Below are 22034 nucleotides of genomic sequence, written 5' to 3'. Positions count from 1 at the left end.
GGTATGGGCATGGGCGGTTTCCCTGGTATGGGCATGGGCGGTTTCCCTGGTATGGGTATGCGTGATTTCCCTGAAATGGGTATACCAGTATACTATTGATTTCTAATACTTTATAGCAAAAACAGATGACAATAGGTAAAACCCTCGCTTCAACCCATTAGGATCCTCTTACCTATTGCATCTATTAACTTGTACCAGTTTTTTCATAATGTTTATCAATAAATCAAATATAAAAAGACACTGAATAGTAAGCGTCAAATATTCCCCACCTACAATTTATAAATAACCCATGAGATAATCAAGCACTTCCACTTATTGGCGCTGCGCTTACTTTAGTTATTTCTATTTTTCTATTGTTGATTGACGAATTAAAATGCAAACAGTTTGAGAAAAGACGAGCTTATGTAGATACAAACAGATTGTAACCCCTTGAAACATTCAACATACGATATGATTTTTCCTATCTTTCTATCTAACTATATATAATGATAATCCAACCATACAAAAATGCACCCGCTAACTGCGGATGCGTAATATGAATAGAAATGAGATTCATATATTCTATTGTCTTAAAAATCAATTTAGAGGTTGTTTCACAAATCATCTCGGCTAAAGTCACACTCTTTTAACGGGACAACCTTCGTCTTTTTAATAAACTTATAACCTAACCAAAGAATAATAAACACTGGTACACTAATATACGATACAAGCATTCCATACCAGTTAATCGCCCCTCCAGAAACCACTTCACTTCCTTGTCCAATAATAACAATGATACATAATACTAACGTAAACAGCGGACCAAAGGGATACCATTTCGCCTTAAATATTAGTTCATTTAAGCTTCTCCCTTGTGCCACGTATGCTTTACGAAATCTATAATGACAGATTGCGATTCCAATCCATGTTAAAAACCCCGTTAACCCCGTCATATTAAGCAGCCATATATAAACAACGCCATCGCCAATGAATGATGATAAAAAGACAAGTAATCCAAAAATAATATTGGCATACAAAGCATAGGTAGGGACCCCTCTTCTATTTACCTTACGCAAAATTTTAGGCGCTTTTCCTTCTTGTGCAAGAGCCCAAAGCATGCGAGTAGAAGCATACATAGAAGAATTGCAAGCTGAAAGCACAGAGGTTAAAATAACAGCATTCATTAATGATGCCGCAAATGCAAGTCCAGCTTTTTGAAAAACTAAAGTAAATGGGCTAATAGAAATATGATCCACATCCGATTTAAGAAGACTCGGGTCTGTATATGGAATAATAATCCCTATTACGGCTATAGCCAACACATAAAAAATTAACACCCTCCAAAAAACACTACGAATTGCCCGAGGAACATTCCGCTCTGGATCCTCACTTTCACCAGAAGCAATACCAACCATTTCTGTACCTTGAAAGGAGAAACCTGCAATCATAAAAACACCAACTATAGCCAAAAATCCTCCTTTGAAAGGAGCCTCACCTATCGTAAGATTATGAAACCCTACTGCCGGGCTAAAGAATATACCAAGTATCATGAAAATACCGATCACTAAAAATAGAATAATTGTAACGACCTTAATACCAGCAAACCAAAACTCCGATTCACCATACCCTCTAACAGACAGTACATTTAATAAAAATATAAGTGCCAAAAAAAGCATCCCCCATAGAACATCCGAGGATTCTGGCAACCAATATTTCATAACCAACGCACCTGCTGCCAACTCAGCCGGAATGGTTGTAGCCCAGCTTAACCAATAATTCCAACCAAGTGTAAATCCAAATGCCGGATCAACAAACCGAGTTCCGTATGTTTCAAATGAACCTGACGTTGGAAGATATGTTGCCATCTCACCAAGACTTGTCATTAAAAAATAAACCATACACCCAATAGCAAGGTACGCAACAAATGCCCCTCCTGATCCCGCTTGACTAATCGTAGCACCGCTTGCAACAAATAATCCCGTACCAATTGCACCACCAATTGCAATCATAGATATATGTCGTGGCCTTAAGCCACGATTCAACTTTCCATCTATAGTAGATGGTGTTCCAATATTTGATTTTGTCTCTAAATTATCCATCGTCTCACCTCTCTCTTTGCAACGTTCCTAAAAAATAACCGAATCACTCTATGCAAAATCAAGTGATTCGTTTCAAAATATACAATGTCTCCTCTTTTTTATTCTGAATATTCAAACTATTTAACCTATAATAATAGAATTACAATGTTATAGAATGAAAGGCAATCAAAAACAATTCTGATTGCCTTCCCATTTCCTTCAAATCAATTCTAGTAACTGCACCTTCTTCTGATATGCTCTCCATGTAATACACCATTTTTTCGGATTATCGAGAAAATCCTGTTCATCTAATTTGTGAATCGTACTATTTTGCGGAGCGTTTTGAATGACTTTGGGATTTTCATAGGCTTCCTTAGAAATTTGTTCAAGGGCTGCTATATACTCATCTAAGTCAGTCTTAGAATAGCTCTCAGTCGGCTCAAGCGTGAACGGCTGGGGTATGATATATGGATGGTGACTCGTCCAATAGTGTAAGCCGAAATCCGTCATTCTTCTTTGGACATCCTCTGTTGTAATACCTGTTTCATTTTTCAGCTCTTCCCAGCTATAGCGAACTTGCTCAAGGCGCTGTCCTTTTACATATGGAGCACTTGCACCACGAATCTTTTGTACTTTGTGATACATATAATTGTTATTTAATACAGCTGTTTTCGCCACTTCTTTTAATCCTTCTGGACCAAGGGCACGAATCCATGCATAAGACCTGAGAATTGTTTGTGCTACCCCATGAAAAGCGCGCACTTTTCCAATGGAATGTTTCAGATCATTGTTTAAATAATATTTTCCTTCATCGCATTCCACAATTGGTCCAGGTAAATATTCTTTTAGCTCTTTGCTCACTCCAAGTGCACCTGTTGCTGGTCCGCCACACATATGCGGAGCTGCAAATGTTTTGTGAAGATTAAAGAAACACATATCAAATCCTGCTTCTTTCGCCCGAGTAACCCCAAGAAGGCCATTTGCATTTGCTTGATCGTAGTAACAAATCCCACCAGCTTCATGAACAACCCTCGTAAACTCTTTAATCTTCGAATTAAAAATCCCTGTATCTTCAGGATTCGCTACAACAAATCCTGCTGTTCTTTCTGAAACAACAGCTTTTAACTTTTCAAGATCAGGAAATCCATCTTTATCGGGATGGAGCGTAATGATTTTAAAGCCTTTAACAGCTGCTGTAGCCGCTTGTGAAGGATGAGAAAAAATGGTTGTAATAATTTCGTTCCGTTTTTCTCCTTCTCCGCGAGATTCATGATATTTCCTTACAATGGAAGCCATAGCAAATAATGCTTGCGTACCACCACTTGGCTGAAATGAAAAATGATCCATACCAGATATTTCTCTCATACAAAGATCCAATTTATATATAATCTCTAGCATTCCTTGGACCGTACTTTCATCTTGAAGAGGATGCAGTTCCATTATTTTAGGATTTCGTACTAATAATTCATTAATTTTTGGGATATATTTCATCGTACAAGTCCCTTGCCCAATTTCAACGTTAAAATCGGATCCTAACGTCTCTTGTGAAAGTCTCACATAATGCCTTAACACACGCGCCTGACCGATTTCTGGAAGCCTCGCTCTTTCTTTTCTATACATAGAATGAGGAATCTTTGAAACTCCATCTCCAACTTCCTGCACAATCGTTTGATCCGCTGTCGGAACTTCTACTCCTCTTTCTCCTCGCTGATGAAGTTCAAAAATAATTGGTTCATTCCATTTTGCTTGATGAAAGTCACGAACTTTACTATCCCTTTTAATTTTCTTCATGAGTTCATTCTCCTTTCTGTTCATTTATTTTAATTCGTCACAATTTCTTGAAGGGCGGCAATTAACTGATCCAAATCTTCCTTCGTATGGACTTCTGTAACGCAATATAAAGCGCATTGACCAAATATAGGAAACTCTTTCGAAATATCCTTTCCTCCAAATATCTGTTTTTCTAGTAATTTCTTATTTATGGTTTCGACTGATAAACCCGTCTCATTAAAATCGACAAGAAACTCTTTAAAAAATGGAGAACTTAATCTTGAACCTCTCACCCCAGGGATTTTGTTCAATTGTTTTACTGCATATTGACTATTTTGCATAATAGTTTGACCTAATTCATACATGCCATTCGGTCCAAGTAACGATAAATAAACCCCAGCTGTAATTCCCCATAACGCAGTTTGTGTACCAACTGATTCTTTTCCTTTTTCACGAAGGGCAAAAGATGTCCGATCATAAGCCACATCGCCAAAGCCATACTCCCCTTCTTTTACTGTTGGCACAATTCCAAATAGACGTGAAGGATATTCATTAATAAACTTTTCTTCATCCCTTGTAGCAATAAATCCCGCTTGTCCTCCACTATAGTTCATGTGCATACCAAGTGGCTGCAAATCACCACAAACAATATCCGCTTGATAGTGACTTGGCGGCGCCAACACTCCAAGTGAAATTGGATCAACACCAACTACTACTAGTGCATCATTCTGCTTCGCAATTTCCGCAATTTCCATACCTTGTGATTCAATAAACCCTAAATAGGAAGGATTTTCAAAATAAATGGCTGCCACATTAGAAGAAATCTTATTCTTTAAATCTTCTAAATCTAGAAGACCATTCTCAGCATCATAACTAACAAAAACAAATTCAAGATCTGGGGAGCCATAATTTTGAATAATTTTCATTCTTTCAGGTGATACGGTTTGCGCTACTAATACCTCTGTTCTTTTTGTAATACGAGCAGCCATTCGAATCGCTGTAGCTGCTGCTTGCCCCCAATCAAACGTCGGTACATTTACAACATCCATATCAACAAGTTCAGCTACTAGACTTTGATATTCAAATAACGCTTGGAATCTACCATGATCCTCGTAAGGCTCACCGGCATATGCCGTCAGAAATTCCGATCTTTGATTCACTTCATCGCAAACTGCTGGTACAAAATGCTGCCAGCAACCTGCTCCTAGAAAATTTAGATATTCACTTGTACTCGTGTTCTTACACAATATCCCTTCAATGTGGCGACGCAACTCGTATTCTGTAAGCGCCTTTGGTATGTTCATTTCCTCTTTCAACTTTAGTTCATCCGGTATACAAGCGTATAATTCCATCACTGATTCAGCGCCTATTTCTTTTAACATCTCTTCCTTTACTTCAGGTACCATATTTGGAATGTAAGGATGTACCTTTTTCGTCATCTTAATACCCCCTTATTAAAATTCTTTCAATTATGCTAAACCTCCACCATCAACAACAAGTTCCGTTCCTGTCACCCAAGATGACAAATCGCTAGCTAAAAATAAAACACCTTTTGCGATATCACGAGGCGTACCAATTCTTGATAGAGGTCGATCTGTTGCTGACTCTTTCAAAAATGTTCCCTCTTCCACATTTAATTGCTTCGCCTCGTCACGTAGTAACTGTGTATCTGTATCACCAGGACATATACAATTCACTCGAATATTTTGCGGACCATGATCAATTGCCATCGCCTTCGTTAAGTTCACAACACCGGCCTTTGCAGCACAATAAGCAGCTGCTTTATCGCCTCCTTTTAGCCCCCATCCGGAACCTGTATTGATAATACTCCCACCTTGCTTTTCAGCCATAATTGGAATGATATATTTAGATAATAGGTATACACCTTTTAATGAAACATTAATAACTGAATCCCACTCCCTTTCCTCTAATTCAACAACTGTTTTTCTTCTAATAATCCCCGCATTGTTAAACAACACATCTACACTTCCATATACCTGCCTAATATGTTCGCTAACATTCTTACAATCTAATTCACTTGTTACATCGCACTTCAAAAACTCTGCTCGCTGTCCCTCATCCCGTAAACTCTGTGCAGCTTGCATACCCTTTTCTTCATCAATATCTAAAAGAATAACGGCAGCCCCTACTTCAGCAAAAATTGTTGCAGTCGCATACCCAATTCCTGATGCCGCCCCAGTTACAACCGCCACTTTATCCTTTAATTGAAAATAATCTCTTTCCATAAAAAAGCCTCCTTTATTTACATCTACTTTTTATTAAGCAAAAATCATGCCAATGTTATTGCATAGAAAATCCTTATCATAGCAAGCAATCTTAATACGATTGTTTGACATTTTTGACAAACGTTTGACACTTTTTCATTTTTCGGAATTATCATACAATGGTTATATAATAGAAAGGAGGTTCTAAATTGTCTACAATCACAAAAATTATTCATACCTTTTCCGAACTCTTACAAATAGAAATCGCCTATTTCAACCATGAAGGGCTATTAGTTTCTTCAACGGAAGAATATAAAAAGAAAAAAGGAGAACGTGTCTACCTCCCATTTTTCCAAAAACTATACGAGCATCCCATTACCTTTGTACATAAGCCAGGACATATGAATATGTGTCATGGTTGTCACTTTCAAAAGAGCTGTCCATCAACTGCAGAAATTATACAAAACATGATTCAAAATGAACGCCACTACGGTTATCTTTCATTCGTTAGTTTTTCAAAAAATAAACAACAGAAGTTAATCGACCAGCAAAAAGAATTTATCTATTGGATGGAAAAATTAAAAGGGATTATTACTGCTATCATTCATGAAACCAATTATTCCACTCCCACAATGGGCACGAAATTAAAACAAACTGAATATATCCTTGGGAACAGCCATACATTGCAAAACATAAAAGAAATCTTAAAAAATATGAAAAGTAGTACTTCCTCTATTGTTATTACTGGAGAAACAGGGACGGGAAAAAGCTTAATGGCAAAACTTATTCATGAACAGAGCATGTTCCAAAGAGGAGATTTCATTGAAATAAATTGTGCTAGTATTCCTGAATCTTTATTCGAAAGTGAACTCTTTGGCTATGAGGAAGGTGCATTTACGGGAGCAAGGAAAAAAGGAAAACCAGGTTACTTTGAAATGGCCGATCGAGGAACACTATTTTTAGATGAAATTGCCGATCTCCCTCTCCATTTACAACCAAAACTATTGAAAGTACTGCAAGATGGTGTTGTACAAAGAATTGGTGGAACACTTCCTAAAAAAGTGAATATCCGGATTATCGCTGCATCTAATCAATTATTAGAAAAATTGATGGAATCTAAACAATTCCGTTCCGATCTTTACTACAGACTAAATGTTATTCCTATCCATTTACCACCATTAAGAGAAAGAAAAGAAGACTTAAAAAAACTAGTTCCCTTCTTAATTGAAAAATTACAAACAAGAACAGGAAAATTCATTCAAACTTATACAGATGATTTTTTAGAAAAGTTAAAGCAATATCACTGGCCTGGGAACATTCGTGAACTAGAGAACATTTTAGAATACAGTATGAATATGGAAAAGAGTAGCCAATTAACCCAATCATCCTTACCGGGATTCCTACAACATAATATAACTCAACCACAGTCAACTTCAAAAGAATGCAGTACATTAAAAGAGGCCGAAAAAGAGAGTATTATTAAAAAGCTTCATTATTATGGATATGATTATGAAGGAAAAAAACAGGCTGCTGCTGATTTAGGAATTAGTGTTCGAACATTATACAGGAAGATGGAGAAGCTTGGGATTTCAGGATCAACTAGATAATATACTACTTTAATTATTAGGACTTGCTTTCTGCATACAAAATAAAGCAAACCACTTTTTATGTTTTGAACGAAAGTAAATACTAAACAAAAAAAGAAGCTAACATAAAACATGTTAGCTTCTAGCAATCTACCTTTGCAATTGCGCGGTATCCTATATCATTTCGATAAAATAACCCATCACTCTTAATTTTCGCGATTTCTTTATATACTTTATCTTTCGCTTCTTGTAAGTCTTTTGCTTTACAAGCAACAAATAGTACACGACCACCGTTTGTTACGAAATCTCCACGCTTCATAGCTGTACCTGCATGAAAAACAATTGCATCTTCTAATGTATCTAATCCGTGAATAATAGCGCCTTTTTCATATACTTCAGGATATCCTTTTGAAGCAAGTACTACACCAATAACCGCTTCTTCAGACCATTTAAGTACTAATTTTTCTCCATCTAAAACGCTATTACATACATCAACTAAATCATTGTCTAAACGAGGCAGTACAACCTCTGTTTCCGGATCTCCAAAACGAGCATTAAACTCAATTACTTTTGGGCCTTCGTTTGTTAAAATAAGACCTGCATATAAAATGCCTGTAAATGAACGGCCTTCTTTGATCATCGCTTGAGCGGTTGGATGTAAAACCGTTTCAATCGCTACTTCAACCGCTGATTCTGGAATTTGTGGTACTGGAGAATATGCACCCATTCCTCCTGTATTCGGTCCTTTATCACCATCAAAAGCGCGTTTATGATCTTGTGCAATTACCATTGGATAAACAGTTGTTCCATTTACGAATGCCATTAAAGAGAATTCCTGTCCATCTAGAAACTCTTCAATAACAACCTTTTTACTTGCTTCACCAAATTTCACATCTTGCAGCATTTCTTTTACAGCTTGTAATGCCTCTTCTAACGTCATTGCCACTGTTACACCTTTACCAGCTGCTAAACCGTCCGCTTTAATAACAATTGGTGCACCAATTTTTCGAATATACGCTACTGCTTCCTCATAGTTCGTGAACGTTTCATATGCTGCTGTTGGAATATCGTACTTTTTCATCAATTCTTTTGTAAAAGCTTTACTGCCCTCAATCACAGCCGCTGCTTTATTCGGACCAAAAACACGAAGTCCTTCTGCCTCAAAACGATCGACAATCCCATTCATAAGCGGAATTTCGGGACCGACGAATGTTAAACCTATATTGTTCTCTTTCGCAAACAGAACAAGTGCATCAAAATCATTTTCATCAATAGCAACTGGCGTTGCCACGTCTCTCATACCTTCATTTCCTGGTGCTACATATACCTTTTCCACTTGCTCAGACTGTGCAAACTTCCAAGCTAAAGCATGCTCACGTCCACCGCGGCCAATTACTAAAACTTTCATATGTCATCCTCCAATATTCAAATAAGTACAAACTAGGAGCAATGCCCCTAGTTTGTTTCTATTCGTTCATGTTCAAAAAGAAGGTTATCTTGGCCGGACTTTTTGAACTTCTTCTAACAATATAAGTTTAAAAAGGAGGATCAAGAGAACCGAGCAGTTCGAGGCGCAGCTGCCAGGAGGACACGGAGTGTAGCTTATACTACATGAGTACCGGACTGGCAATGCAACGAAGAAATGCGAAGGTTATCTTGACCGGACTTTTTAAACTTCCCCTATTAATGCTTGAAATGACGTACGCCAGTGAACACCATAGTAATGCCAAACTCATCAGCTTTTTTAATAGAATCTTCATCACGAATCGATCCGCCTGGTTGAATGATTGCTGTAATCCCTGCTTTAGCAGCCTCTTCTACTGTATCTGGCATTGGGAAAAATGCATCAGATGCAAGCGCACTACCTTGTGCTTTATCAGCAGCTTGTGTAATAGCAATTTTCGCTGAGCCAACGCGGTTCATTTGTCCAGCTCCAACTCCAATTGTCATATTATCTTTTGCTAAAACAATTGCATTTGATTTTACGTGTTTGACAACTTTCCAAGCTAGTTTTAAATCGGCCCATTCTTGCTCTGTTGGTTCACGTTTTGTTGGAACTGTAATTGCATCTTCATCTAGCGCTAGCGTATCTTCTTCTTGAACAAGAAGGCCACCTTGTACAGAAGTTAATTTTTTACTTGCATTTACTGCTTTTTCAATATTTACAGTTAAAAGGCGTAAGTTTTTCTTACTTTGCAACACTTCTAATGCTTCCTCTGAGAAGGAAGGTGCAATAATAATTTCTAAGAAAATTTCATGTAATTTTTCTGCTGTAGCTTTATCAATTTCACGGTTCGCTGCAATAATGCCGCCAAAGATTGATACTGGATCTGCTTCGTAAGCACGTGTATATGCTTCATGAATATCAGTACCAACACCAACTCCGCATGGATTCATATGTTTTACTGCTACCACTGCTGGTTCTGTAAATTCTTTCACGATGCTAAGCGCTGCATCTGCGTCATTGATATTGTTGTAAGATAGCTCTTTTCCATGTAACTGCTCTGCATATGCAACAGAAGAAGTTGCTGCAAATGGTGCTTTATAGAATGTTGCTTTTTGATGTGGGTTTTCTCCGTAACGTAAATCTTGGTTTTTCTCGAATGTTACCGTTAATGTTTCTGGACTTTCTTCTCCCATTTGTTCAGTTAAATAGTTTGAAATTAATGCATCATATGCCGCTGTATGGCGGAATACTTTTGCTGCTAATTTACGTTTTGTTTCGTCTGTAACTTCACCGTTTTCTTTTAACTCAGCTAGTACAACATCATAATCTGTTGGATCAACGATTACTGATACAAATTTATGATTTTTCGCAGCTGAACGAATCATTGTTGGACCACCGATATCAATATTTTCAATTGCATCAGCAAATGTCACATCAGGTTTAGCAACTGTTTCTTTAAATGGGTATAAGTTTACAACAACAAAGTCGATTGGCTGAATGCCTAATTCATTCATCTGCGCCACATGCGTTTCATTATCACGTACTGCAAGTAAACCACCATGGATGTTTGGATGTAATGTTTTTACACGTCCGTCCATAATTTCTGGGAAACCTGTTACTTCAGAAATCCCGATGACTTGTAAGCCGTTTTCTTCTAATAATCTTTTCGTTCCGCCTGTTGAAATAACTTCAATCCCTTGTTCAAGTAATCCTTTAACAAATTCTACAACCCCTGTTTTATTCGAAACACTTACTAATGCACGCTTTTTCATTTATCCTTCACCCCTAGTTGAATGTTATTTAACAGTTGGCTCTTCTATAAATTGAACGATTTCGTTCACCGTATCTACGTACAATCTATGTTCAACTTGCTGAATTTTCTTTTGTAAACTCTCTCTCGTATCCGTTTCAGAAACTGTTACTGCTTCTTGTGCGATAATTGGTCCTGTATCCATCCCTGCATCTACATAATGAATTGTCACACCAGTTACTTTCACACCCGCTTCTAATGCTTGACCAACAGCATCTTTCCCTGGAAAACTCGGTAATAATGATGGATGAATGTTAATGATTTTCCCACCATAGGTTTCTAATAATGTTGACCCGATAAGACGCATATATCCTGCCAAAATAACACAATCAATCTCGTATTCTCGCAGTTTTTTTAATATCTCATTTTCAAATGCTTCTTTTGATTCATATTCTTTCGCTGAAAAAGCAAAGCATGGAACATGATGATAATGCGCTCGTCCGATAACACGTGCCTCAGGTTGATCACATACTAGCAAACTAATTTCAGCATGTAATCTTTTTTCTTCCACTGCATTAACTAGTGCTTGGAAGTTAGAGCCGCTTCCAGAGGCAAAGACTGCCAATCTACTCATAGTTCTGCGCCTCCATTAAAAGTAACACCTGATCCTTTTACAGTACGTCCAATAATATGTGCTTTTTCTCCTTGTTCTGCAAGAAGTTGAACAACAGCTTTTGCATCTTCTTCTTTTACTGCAACTACCATACCAATACCCATGTTAAAAATATTGAACATTTCTTTTTCTTCTAATTTTCCAACCTCTTGAAGCAAGCTAAAAATCGGTTGAATTTGCCAAGAACCTAGTTCAATTTCTGCACCGATTCCTTCCGGCAACATACGTGGAATATTTTCAATAAAGCCGCCACCTGTAATATGTGCCATGCCATACACTTCATACTTTTTCAATAGTTCTAAAATAGGTTTGACATAAATTTTCGTTGGTTTTAATAGTTCTTCACCAAGAGGTAGTTCTAAGCGACCCTGTATACGATCTAAAGATAGCTGTCCGTCTTCCAATAACACTTTTCGTACTAAAGAATACCCGTTACTATGAATACCACTAGATGCTAAACCAATTAATACATGACCAGCTTCAATAGACTGACCTGTTACAATTTTCTTTTTATCAACAATTCCAACAGTAAAACCAGCTAAGTCATACTCTTCAGTGGAATACATACCTGGCATCTCAGCTGTCTCTCCACCAATTAATGCACAACCCGCTTGGCGACAACCTTCTGATATACCTTTGACGATGTTTTCAATTTTACTAGGTTCTGCTTTACCGCAAGCAATGTAATCAAGGAAGAAAAGCGGTTCTGCCCCTTGGACAACAATATCATTTACACACATCGCTACTGCATCAATACCAATTGTGTCATGTTTATCCATCATAAAAGCGAGCATTAATTTTGTACCCACGCCGTCTGTTCCAGATACTAATACAGGTTCTTCTAATGCAAATTTTGATAGATCAAACATACCTCCAAAACCGCCAAGACCGCCTAGTACTTCTTTTCTCATTGTTGTTTGTACGTGTTTTTTCATGCGAGATACCGCTTCATATCCAGCTTCAATATCTACTCCTGCTTGCTTATATGCATTCGCCATCGTTTTTTACACCTCGTCTTTTAATTTCTCCCACCCAAGCGGGCACTCTCTTTATAGAGTATGTTTTAGGAAAAAGCTAGCTTCTACTTAAAATGAAGTAGAAGCTTCTCGCCTTTTTATTTCATACTTTCTAAAAGCTCTTGCTCATAATCATAAAGAGCTGTTGGATAATCTCCATTAAAGTAAGCCATACATAAGCCGCCGTATTTCCCTTCATATGGACGTCCAATTGCATCTACTAAGCCATCTTCACTTAAAAATGTTAAAGAATCTGCACCGATGATTTGACGTATTTCTTCTACAGAGTTATTTGCTGCAATTAATTCTTTTCTCGTTTGAATATCAATTCCATAGAAACATGGATACTTAAGTGGCGGAGAAGCAATTCTCACATGTACTTCTGTCGCTCCTGCCTCACGAAGCATGCGCACAATACGTTTACTTGTTGTTCCTCGTACAATGGAATCGTCAATCATTACAACACGCTTTCCTTCAACCACGCCTCGTACTGCTGAAAGCTTCATTTTTACCCCTTGCTCACGCAATTCTTGAGAAGGTTGGATAAAGGTACGACCAACGTAACGATTTTTAATTAATCCTAATTCGTATGGAATTCCTGTTGCTTCTGCATAACCGATCGCTGCCGAAATACTAGAGTCTGGAACACCTGTTACAACATCTGCTTCAATTGGAGCTTCCATCGCTAAACGTTTTCCCATATTTTTACGTGCTGCATGAACGTTAATGCCAGCAATATTAGAATCTGGACGAGCAAAGTAAATGTATTCCATACTACAAATTGCATGATCTACTTCGTTTGTAAAACGATCTACTTGAATACCCTCGTCATTAATGATAAGTAGTTCTCCAGGTTCTACATCACGAATGTATGTTGCACCAACTACATCAAAAGCACATGTTTCAGATGCTACGACATACGCATCCCCCATTTTCCCAATTGAAAGTGGTCGGAATCCATTCGGATCTAGTGCAACAATCATTTCATTTCCTGTTAGTAAAAGATACGCAAATGCGCCTTTTACTTTGTTCAATGCATCTTTTACGCTCTCGATTAGTGAACCTTTTGTATTACGTTTAATTAAATGAAGCAGTACTTCTGTATCTGAACTTGTTTGAAAAATACTTCCTTCTGCCTCTAATTCACGGCGAAGCATTTTTGCGTTAATTAAATTTCCGTTGTGAGCTAACGCCATACTATGATCAGAGAAACGGAATAGTAATGGTTGCACATTTGCTACTTCACTTCCGCCTGCTGTCGCATAGCGCACGTGTCCAATTGCTGATTTTCCATTTAAGCCTTCTAGCTCACCTCTTGAAAACACTTCTGATACTAAACCTAACCCCTTATGGCCAACAATTTTCTCCCCGTTATTGACAACAATGCCCGCGCCTTCTTGCCCACGGTGCTGCAAACTATGCAATCCGTAGTACGTAACTTGTGCTGCATTTTCATGCCCCCAAATTCCGAAAACGCCACATTCTTCATTTAACCCCTTTATTTCAGCAAGCATGGGATTGCCCCTTTCCAAGCCTTTCTCATTTCATCAACATTTGCTATAAGTAATACTTCATTTTCTTCATTATGAATTGTTACTTCATTTGTATTTGTGACTTCTCCAACTTGAATTGCTTCTACTGATTTCTCAAACGCTTCTTGTTGTTCACGTTTTACTGTTACGACAAAGCGTGATTGTGATTCCGAGAATAATGCCGCTGTTGCTTCCCCATCTAATTTCACAGTAGCACCTAAGTGTTTCGCACCAATTGCACTTTCAGCAATCGCAACTGCTAATCCTCCTTCTGCAACGTCATGTGCAGATTGAACAAGTCCCGCTTGAATAGCTTCTAGTAATTGTTTTTGGCGTTTTAATTCTACTTCTAAATCGATGCTTGGTGACTGACCAAAGATTTTACCGTATACCATCTTTTGCAATTCACTTCCACCAAACTCAGCTTTCGTTTCACCAATTACATAAATAAGATCGCCAGCTTGCTTAAACTCTTGTGTTGTTACATGTTTTAAGTCATGAACAAGACCTACCATACCAACAGTCGGTGTTGGATATACAGCTTCACCGCTACGTTCATTGTACATTGATACGTTTCCGCCGATAACTGGAGTTTGTAATGTGCGACAAGCTTCACTCATACCATCTACTGACTTCTCAATTTGCCAGAAAATCTCTGGTTTTTCTGGGTTACCAAAGTTCAAGCAATCTGTAATTGCAAGTGGTTCTCCACCAGAACATACGATATTACGTGCAGCTTCTGCTACTGCAATTTTACCGCCCATTTCAGGATCTAAGTAAATGTAGCGAGAGTTACAGTCTGTTGTCATTGCTAATGCTTTCTCTGTACCACGTACACGTACAACTGCCGCATCTGATCCTGGTGTGACAACTGTGCTTGTGCGCACTTGATAATCGTACTGATCATATACCCACTCTTTACTTGCAATCGTTGGTTGTTGTAATAGAGCTAGTAATGTCTCTTTATAGTTATCTACTTTTGGTGTTTCCATCTTCATTTCTTGGAACTCTTTAAAGTACGCTGCTTCTTTTGAAGGCTTATGATAAATTGGTGCTTCTTCTGCTAATGCATCTGCTGGAACTTCCGCTACCATTTCACCTTTATGGAATAATCGAAGCATTTTATCTTCAGTTACTTTCCCCATCGTAACTGCCGCAAGTCCGTACTTTTCAAATAAATCTACAATTTCTTGTTCTCTACCTTTTTTCACCACAATCAACATACGTTCTTGTGATTCAGATAACATCATTTCATATGGTGTCATACCTGTTTCACGTTGTGGTACATCGTCTAAGTACATTTCAATACCCATTCCTGCTTTACTTGCCATTTCTGCAGAAGATGATGTTAAACCGGCAGCTCCCATATCTTGAATTCCGACAAGAGCATCAGATTGGATCAGCTCTAGGCATGCTTCAATAAGAAGTTTCTCCATAAATGGATCGCCTACTTGTACTGCTGGACGTTTTGCTTCTGAACTCTCAGATAGTTCTTCCGATGCGAAAGTTGCACCGTGAATACCGTCACGTCCTGTTGAAGCACCTACGTACATAACCGTATTACCAGCACCGTGCGCTTGCCCTTTTTTAATATCTTCATGATTAATTAAACCAACGCACATTGCATTTACAAGCGGGTTGCCTTCATAACATGGATCAAACTGTACTTCTCCGCCCACAGTTGGAATACCGATGCAGTTACCGTATCCTGCAATCCCTGCAACTACTTCTTCAAATAAATATCTTACGCGTGGTGATTGTAGTTCACCGAAGCGAAGTGAGTTTAATAATGCTACTGGACGTGCTCCCATAGAGAATACATCGCGAATAATACCACCAACACCCGTTGCCGCGCCTTGATATGGCTCAATTGCTGAAGGGTGATTATGACTTTCCATTTTAAATACAACCGCTTGGTTATCACCGATATCTACAATCCCTGCACCTTCTCCAGGTCCTTGTAGTACACGCTCTCCTGTTGTTGGAAACTTACGAAGAACTGGTTTTGAGTTTTTATAACTACAGTGCTCTGACCACATAACAGAGAAAAGACCTGTTTCTGTGTAGTTCGGCAAACGACCTAAAATCTTTTCAACCATGGCAAACTCTTCGTCTGTTAGCCCCATTTCCGCATATATACGTTCTTCTTTAATTTGTGTTGGATTTGGTTCAAGCATTAACGACATATGTTTCCCTCCAATGTTTCAAAATAGATTGAAAGACTTTTAAACCTTCAGCGCCGCCAAGCAATTCACTCACAGCACGCTCTGGATGTGGCATCATGCCAAGTACATTTCCTTTTTCATTTACAATACCTGCAATATCTGAAACGCTTCCGTTTGGATTGTCTACATAACGGAATGCAATTTGGTTCTTTTCTTCTAATTCTTTAAGAGTTGCTTCATCGCAGTAGTAATTTCCTTCGCCATGTGCGATTGGAATATCGATTACTTCACCCTGTTTATATTGCGACGTAAACATTGTTTCATTATTTTCCACACGTAACTGAACTGTACGACACATAAACTTCAAGTTTTCATTTCGCATTAATGCACCTGGTAGTAATCCTGATTCAACTAAAATTTGGAATCCATTACATACACCTAAAATCGGCTTTCCTTGCTCAGCAGCTTTTTGCACTGCCTTCATTGCATTTGCAAAGCGAGAAATGGCACCGCAGCGAAGATAATCACCGTAAGAGAATCCACCTGGTAAAAGAATTGCATCATACTCATCTAAATTCTCTGCATCATGCCAAACGTAGTCTACCTCTTCACCAAGCTCATCCTTAATTGCATGAAACATATCAACATCACAGTTCGAACCTGGAAAAACGATTACGGCAAATTTCACTGTGCGACAACCTCCTCAACTTCGTAACGGAAATCTTCCATTACAACGTTCGCTAATAGTTTTTCACACATTTCTTTTACCTTGCTATCCAGATCAGTTACTGATTTATCGATTGTTAACTCCATATATTTACCAATACGGACATCTTGTACTTCTGTAAAGGAAAGACTGTGAAGAGCACCTTTTACTGCTGTTCCTTGTGGATCTAATACGCTCTCTCTTAATGTTACATATACCTTAACTTTATACATGTGAAGCTCCCCCTAAACGTTTTAAAATTTCTTCATATGCCTCTGTTAAATTGCCTAAATCACGGCGGAATACATCTTTATCAAATTTCTCATTGCTCTCTTCATCCCATAAACGGCAAGTATCTGGTGAAATTTCATCTGCTAATACGATTTCGCCTTCTTCTGTTACACCAAACTCTAATTTAAAATCTACTAATCTTACACGACAGCTTGCGAAGTGCTCAATCAATACTTGATTGATTTGTAGAGCTTTTTCTCTTAATGTACTTACTTGCTTTGGCGTTGCAACGTTTAATACGCGAATATGATCTTCTGTTACAAGCGGATCTCCTAAATCATCATCTTTGTAGTAAAATTCTACGATTGGTGCTGCAAGTACAGTTCCTTCTTCCATTCCTAATCGTTTTGAAAGACTTCCTGCAATTACGTTTCTTGTGACAACCTCTAATGGAATAATACTTACTTTTTTCACAAGTTGTTCTGTATCTGACAGCTTCTCAACAAAATGTGTTTTAATTCCCACTTCTTGTAACTTTCTGAATAAAAGAGTTGTAATCTCATTGTTCAGACGACCTTTTCCTGTAATTGTCGCTTTTTTCTCCCCATTGAAAGCAGTAGCACTATCTTTGTACTCTACCCAAACCATATCTGCTGCTTCTGTACGATAAATTCTTTTTGCCTTACCTTCATACAGCAATTCTAGCTTTTGCATTTCGCAAGCCCCCTGTAGTTTGAAAAATATGAATAATTTTTTTATAAAGAATGGCACAGAATGACTCTATTCTGTGCCATATAAAATTATCAGTTTAATCCAAGACGTTCAAAGATTGTATCAACGTGTTGTAAGTGATGCTCGTAGTTAAAGCATTCGTTGATTTCTTCTTGTGTTAATTTGCTTGTAATACGCTCATCTGCTTCTACAAGCTCCTTAAATTGTACTTGTGTCTCCCAAGCTTCCATCGCTTTAGGCTGTACGATATCGTAAGCTTCTTCACGTACCATACCTTTGTCGATTAGTGTAAGCATTACGCGTTGAGAGTAAATTAAACCGTATGTTCTTTGCATATTGCGCTTCATGTTCTCTGGGAATACCGTTAAGTTTTTCACGATATTACCAAAGCGATTTAACATGTAGTTTAATGCGATTGTTGCATCTGGTAAGATAATACGTTCCGCAGAAGAATGTGAAATATCACGTTCATGCCATAATGGAACATTCTCGTAAGATGTCATCATATAACCACGGATAACACGAGCTAAACCAGTCATATTTTCAGAACCGATTGGATTTCGTTTATGTGGCATTGCAGAAGAACCTTTTTGTCCTTTCGCAAATGACTCTTCCACTTCACGTGTTTCACTCTTTTGTAAACCACGAATTTCGACTGCCATTTTCTCAATAGATGTTGCGATTAATGCAAGTGTTGACATGTAATGTGCATGACGATCACGTTGCAATGTTTGTGTTGAAATCGGAGCTGCTTCTAACCCTAAGTTTTCACAAACATATTTTTCTACGAATGGATTAATGTTCGCGTATGTACCAACTGCACCAGACAATTTACCAACGCGAACTGTATCAGCTGCTTGTTTGAAACGTTCTAAGTTACGTTTCATTTCTTCATACCAAAGACCAAGTTTTAAACCAAATGTTGTTGGTTCTGCATGAACACCGTGTGTTCTTCCCATCATAATTGTGTACTTATGCTCTTTTGCTTTGTTAGCTAAAATAGTAATGAAATTTTCTAAGTCGTTTAGTAGAATTTCATTTGCTTGTTTTAAGATATAAGATAAAGCTGTATCTACTACGTCTGTAGATGTTAAACCGTAATGTACCCATTTGCGTTCTTCACCTAATGCTGGTGTTTCTGATACAGCACGAGTGAAAGCAACTACATCATGACGTGTTTCTTTTTCAATCTCATAAATACGCTCCATATCGAATGATGCATGTTCACGAATTTTTTTCACATCTTCTTTTGGGATATCACCAAGTTCGGCCCATGCTTCACATGCTAAAATCTCAACTTCTAACCACGCTTTAAATTTGTTCTCTTCCGTCCAAATCGCACCCATTTCAGGGCGTGTATAACGACTAATCATCTTTTTCCCTCCAAAAGTTGTTCTTGATGGTCCCAAATATGCAATTCTTGCGCTTTGTCTAAAGCATCTTCAACATTTTCATTTAAAATATTTACATGCCCCATTTTACGCTGCAGCTTTGCTTCTTCTTTTCCATACAAGTGTAAATAGCACCCGGTTAATCTATTCACTTGCTTTAGGACCCCTTCTATATGTTCGCCTAAAATGTTTACCATGACAACTGGTTTTAACAAATTTGTTTCTCCTAGAGGTAAATTACAGATTGCTCGAATATGTTGCCCAAATTGACTCGTTTCGCATGCATCAATTGTATAATGTCCTGAATTGTGAGGTCTTGGTGCTAATTCATTAATATAAATCTCATCATCTGCCGTAGCAAACATCTCTACCGCTAGTGTTCCCACAAGCTGCAGTTCATCCGCTAGTACCTGTGCATATTCAATTCCTTTTTGTGAAAGCTCTTCTGTAATACGAGCTGGTACGATGGATTCATGTAAGATGTTATTAACGTGAATATTTTCAGCTACTGGAAATACCTTCGTTTCACCACTTACGCTACGAGTTACAATAACTGATATTTCTTTTTCAAATGGCACCCATTTTTCAAGAATACATTCAGCTTGACTGGCAAGCTCCCATGCTCTTACAACATCCGTCTCACTTCTTAAAACAACTTGCCCTTTTCCGTCATATCCTCCTGTTGTTGTTTTTAACACACAAGGAAAGGAAAGTTCCGTAATTGCTTCTAAAAGTTCATCTTGCTTCTTCACAAGTCTATATGGTGCTACTGGTAAACCAGCCTTTACGATTGCATTCTTTTCTGTAAAACGATTTTGCGTTTTGTTTAATAACTGACTGCCTTGTGGTAAATACGCATGTTTTTCAAGCCATTGTAAACATCTATAATCAATATTCTCAAATTCATATGTGACAACATCGCTTATTTCCGCTAAATGCTGAATCGCTTTCAAATCATCATAAGATGCAACAATTTCAATATCAGCAACTTGTGCACATGGTGAATGCTTTGCCGGATCTAGTACAGCAATTTTATAACCCATTTCCTTCGCTGCTAGCGCCATCATTCTTCCAAGCTGGCCACCACCAATAATGCCAATTGTTTTTCCCGGTAAAATGATTCTTGTCATACCAACTCACTACCTTCACGCACATTTTTCTCAATTGCTTCTCGTCTCAGTTCTAATGCATCATGTATGTCATCATGAAATGATCCAAGTATTTGTGCAGCAAGTAGTCCTGCGTTTGTTGAACCAGCCTTACCAATCGCAACAGTCGCAACTGGAACCCCTCCTGGCATTTGAACGATAGACAGTAAAGAATCTAAACCATTTAACGCTTTTGATTGAACAGGAACACCGATTACAGGAAGATTTGTCTTCGCCGCAACCATCCCTGGTAAATGAGCGGCTCCTCCAGCTCCAGCAATAATAACTTTTAACCCACGTTCACGAGCTGTTTCTGCATATTCAAACATATAATCTGGAGTCCGATGAGCGGATACAACTTTCTTCTCATACGGAATGTGTAATTCATCTAAAATGTCACAAGCATATTTCATTGTTTCCCAGTCTGACGTGCTTCCCATTATGATTCCAACTAGTGATTTCATATTAGAATCCCCCCGATTCAAATAAAAAAAGCCTGAAATAGAACAGTTTCTCTTTTACTATGAGAGAAAGCGCTCTACTCAGGCATACGTATCCCTTGTGAATAGAAAAATACCGAGTGACTTTCCCCCATAGTCTAACGAATAACGGTCGTTAGGTAGAGACTTGCAGGCCATATCCCCGCGATTATATGAGGTGCGATATAATATTGTTTCTATGGATATATTAACAACATTTCATAAGCCATGTCAACAAATAATCGAATGTTTTTTTATTAGTTATTGATATCGTTCGTGTTTTAGTTATATTCAAAAGAAGAAGTGAAAATATATGCAAGTGGGAAAGGGAATTAGGATAGGCGTATAAGATGCAATCATATGAAGATCTAGCCGTGTAGCGATAAAATACCTTAACCAGGATTTAATTGAATTTCATTTTCTAAATTTATCACAATAACAGTTATTTATTTTCAAATTCATACCATGTATAACCTTAGCATAAGAAGAAGTAATCAAATTAAGGTTTAAGTAATATCATTTTTTGTATATTTAAGTGAAGCTCATGATACTATTACTATAAGTTCACACTAATTTATAGGTGGATTAATTATGCAGAACCTTAATATATGATCATATTTGTTTTTTTTCATCGCAGTAACTGGTGCAATTATTGAATCTTCCTTTATAACATCTCACTTTTTCTACTATCATTACTTCAAACCTATACTGCTTATAGAAATAATTAGTCCCATTATCGGAACTATTCTAGGTTCGTTCGGAAAACCTGGAAAACCAAAACAAATCACTATTATTTTAAACAGCCTCTTCTTTTTTCTTTTTTAGCATTACTAAATTTATGGATTACTACATTTGGCAAATAAAAATGTATACAAAAAAACCTAAGTCGAAACGACTTAGGTTTTTGCTTGGCGACGTCCTACTCTCACAGGGACAAGGTCCCAACTACCATCGGCGCTAGAGAGCTTAACTTCCGTGTTCGGTATGGGAACGGGTGTGACCTCTCTGCCATCATCACCAAACTATTGAAGGTATATTCCTTCAAAACTAGATAACATTTGCTTCATATTATATGGTTAAGTCCTCGATCTATTAGTATTCGTCAGCTCCACATGTCACCATGCTT

17 protein-coding genes, 1 rRNA gene, 1 pseudogene and 1 riboswitch are annotated in these 22034 nt (G+C 37.9%); of the genes and pseudogenes, 2 read left to right on the top strand and 17 right to left on the bottom strand.

What is annotated here, in order from left to right; translation table 11 throughout:
- Positions 1–593: 593 nt before the first annotated feature.
- From C568_RS0128525 to C568_RS0128510, 4 genes are all read right to left on the bottom strand, one after another.
- On the bottom strand, positions 594–2078 hold the full coding sequence (locus tag C568_RS0128525; RefSeq protein ID WP_018783516.1) for an amino acid permease: 1485 nt from the start codon (positions 2076–2078) through the stop codon (positions 594–596).
- 198 nt (positions 2079–2276) lie between these two features.
- Positions 2277–3848: an aminomethyl-transferring glycine dehydrogenase subunit GcvPB gene (gene gcvPB / locus C568_RS0128520; RefSeq protein WP_018783515.1), complete on the bottom strand. Its 1572-nt coding sequence runs from the start codon at positions 3846–3848 to the stop codon at positions 2277–2279.
- Between the two features lie 29 nt (positions 3849–3877).
- Positions 3878–5266, bottom strand: coding sequence for an aminomethyl-transferring glycine dehydrogenase subunit GcvPA (gene gcvPA, locus C568_RS0128515; RefSeq protein ID WP_003194607.1), 1389 nt, complete (start codon positions 5264–5266; stop codon positions 3878–3880).
- A 30-nt stretch (positions 5267–5296) separates the two neighbouring features.
- A complete protein-coding gene (locus tag C568_RS0128510; protein ID WP_003194606.1) occupies positions 5297–6073 on the bottom strand; it encodes an SDR family NAD(P)-dependent oxidoreductase in 777 nt (258 codons plus the stop codon).
- 188 nt (positions 6074–6261) lie between these two features.
- On the opposite strand from C568_RS0128510, the gene C568_RS0128505 reads away from it, so the two are divergent.
- Positions 6262–7659 carry a sigma-54 interaction domain-containing protein gene (locus tag C568_RS0128505; protein ID WP_018783514.1) on the top strand — a complete coding sequence of 466 codons (1398 nt, stop codon included), beginning with the start codon at positions 6262–6264 and terminating at the stop codon, positions 7657–7659.
- A gap of 121 nt (positions 7660–7780) precedes the next feature.
- Here the strand turns inward: C568_RS0128505 and purD are convergent, their stop codons facing one another.
- The 12 genes from purD to purE form a co-directional block, all read right to left on the bottom strand.
- Positions 7781–9046, bottom strand: coding sequence for a phosphoribosylamine--glycine ligase (purD, locus tag C568_RS0128500; protein WP_018783513.1), 1266 nt, complete (start codon positions 9044–9046; stop codon positions 7781–7783).
- A gap of 275 nt (positions 9047–9321) precedes the next feature.
- Positions 9322–10857 (bottom strand): bifunctional phosphoribosylaminoimidazolecarboxamide formyltransferase/IMP cyclohydrolase, encoded by a 1536-nt coding sequence (gene purH, locus C568_RS0128495; protein WP_003194601.1) that lies wholly within the window; start codon positions 10855–10857, stop codon positions 9322–9324.
- A gap of 24 nt (positions 10858–10881) precedes the next feature.
- Complete coding sequence (purN, locus tag C568_RS0128490; protein ID WP_018783512.1) at positions 10882–11469, bottom strand: phosphoribosylglycinamide formyltransferase; 588 nt, start codon at positions 11467–11469, stop codon at positions 10882–10884.
- Entirely contained in the window at positions 11466–12506 is a 1041-nt protein-coding gene (gene purM, locus C568_RS0128485) for a phosphoribosylformylglycinamidine cyclo-ligase (protein ID WP_003205715.1), read from the bottom strand. Before purM ends, purN begins: the two co-directional genes overlap by 4 nt.
- A gap of 116 nt (positions 12507–12622) precedes the next feature.
- On the bottom strand, positions 12623–14038 hold the full coding sequence (purF, locus tag C568_RS0128480; RefSeq protein ID WP_018766468.1) for an amidophosphoribosyltransferase: 1416 nt from the start codon (positions 14036–14038) through the stop codon (positions 12623–12625).
- The gene (gene purL, locus C568_RS0128475; RefSeq protein ID WP_018783511.1) at positions 14023–16242 is read right to left on the bottom strand and encodes a phosphoribosylformylglycinamidine synthase II; all 2220 of its coding nucleotides are present in this window, start codon (positions 16240–16242) and stop codon (positions 14023–14025) included. Before purL ends, purF begins: the two co-directional genes overlap by 16 nt.
- Positions 16226–16909, bottom strand: coding sequence for a phosphoribosylformylglycinamidine synthase subunit PurQ (gene purQ / locus C568_RS0128470; protein WP_018766466.1), 684 nt, complete (start codon positions 16907–16909; stop codon positions 16226–16228). The genes purL and purQ overlap by 17 nt, the downstream gene beginning before the upstream one ends.
- Positions 16906–17160, bottom strand: coding sequence for a phosphoribosylformylglycinamidine synthase subunit PurS (gene purS / locus C568_RS0128465; RefSeq protein ID WP_000278826.1), 255 nt, complete (start codon positions 17158–17160; stop codon positions 16906–16908). Before purS ends, purQ begins: the two co-directional genes overlap by 4 nt.
- Entirely contained in the window at positions 17153–17872 is a 720-nt protein-coding gene (gene purC / locus C568_RS0128460) for a phosphoribosylaminoimidazolesuccinocarboxamide synthase (RefSeq protein WP_018783510.1), read from the bottom strand. The genes purS and purC overlap by 8 nt, the downstream gene beginning before the upstream one ends.
- An 89-nt stretch (positions 17873–17961) precedes the next feature.
- Positions 17962–19263 (bottom strand): adenylosuccinate lyase, encoded by a 1302-nt coding sequence (purB, locus tag C568_RS0128455; protein ID WP_018783509.1) that lies wholly within the window; start codon positions 19261–19263, stop codon positions 17962–17964.
- Positions 19260–20411, bottom strand: a complete 1152-nt coding sequence (gene purK, locus C568_RS0128450; protein WP_018783508.1) for a 5-(carboxyamino)imidazole ribonucleotide synthase — start codon at positions 20409–20411, stop codon at positions 19260–19262. The genes purB and purK overlap by 4 nt, the downstream gene beginning before the upstream one ends.
- Complete coding sequence (gene purE / locus C568_RS0128445) at positions 20408–20893, bottom strand: 5-(carboxyamino)imidazole ribonucleotide mutase (protein WP_006093209.1); 486 nt, start codon at positions 20891–20893, stop codon at positions 20408–20410. The genes purK and purE overlap by 4 nt, the downstream gene beginning before the upstream one ends.
- 110 nt (positions 20894–21003) lie before the next feature.
- Positions 21004–21105, bottom strand: a riboswitch (purine riboswitch).
- A 421-nt stretch (positions 21106–21526) separates the two neighbouring features.
- Between purE and C568_RS35915 the strand changes: the two are divergent.
- Positions 21527–21771: pseudogene (locus tag C568_RS35915) on the top strand (hypothetical protein).
- Between the two features lie 43 nt (positions 21772–21814).
- Here the strand turns inward: C568_RS35915 and rrf are convergent.
- Positions 21815–21930 (bottom strand): 5S ribosomal RNA (gene rrf / locus C568_RS0128440).
- Positions 21931–22034: the final 104 nt, after the last annotated feature.

The organism is Bacillus sp. 95MFCvi2.1, from assembly GCF_000374965.1.
Taxonomy (GTDB): domain Bacteria; phylum Bacillota; class Bacilli; order Bacillales; family Bacillaceae_G; genus Bacillus_A; species Bacillus_A pseudomycoides.
Note: the sequence above shows the minus strand (reverse complement) of the source record. Positions and strands in the feature narration are given on the sequence as shown.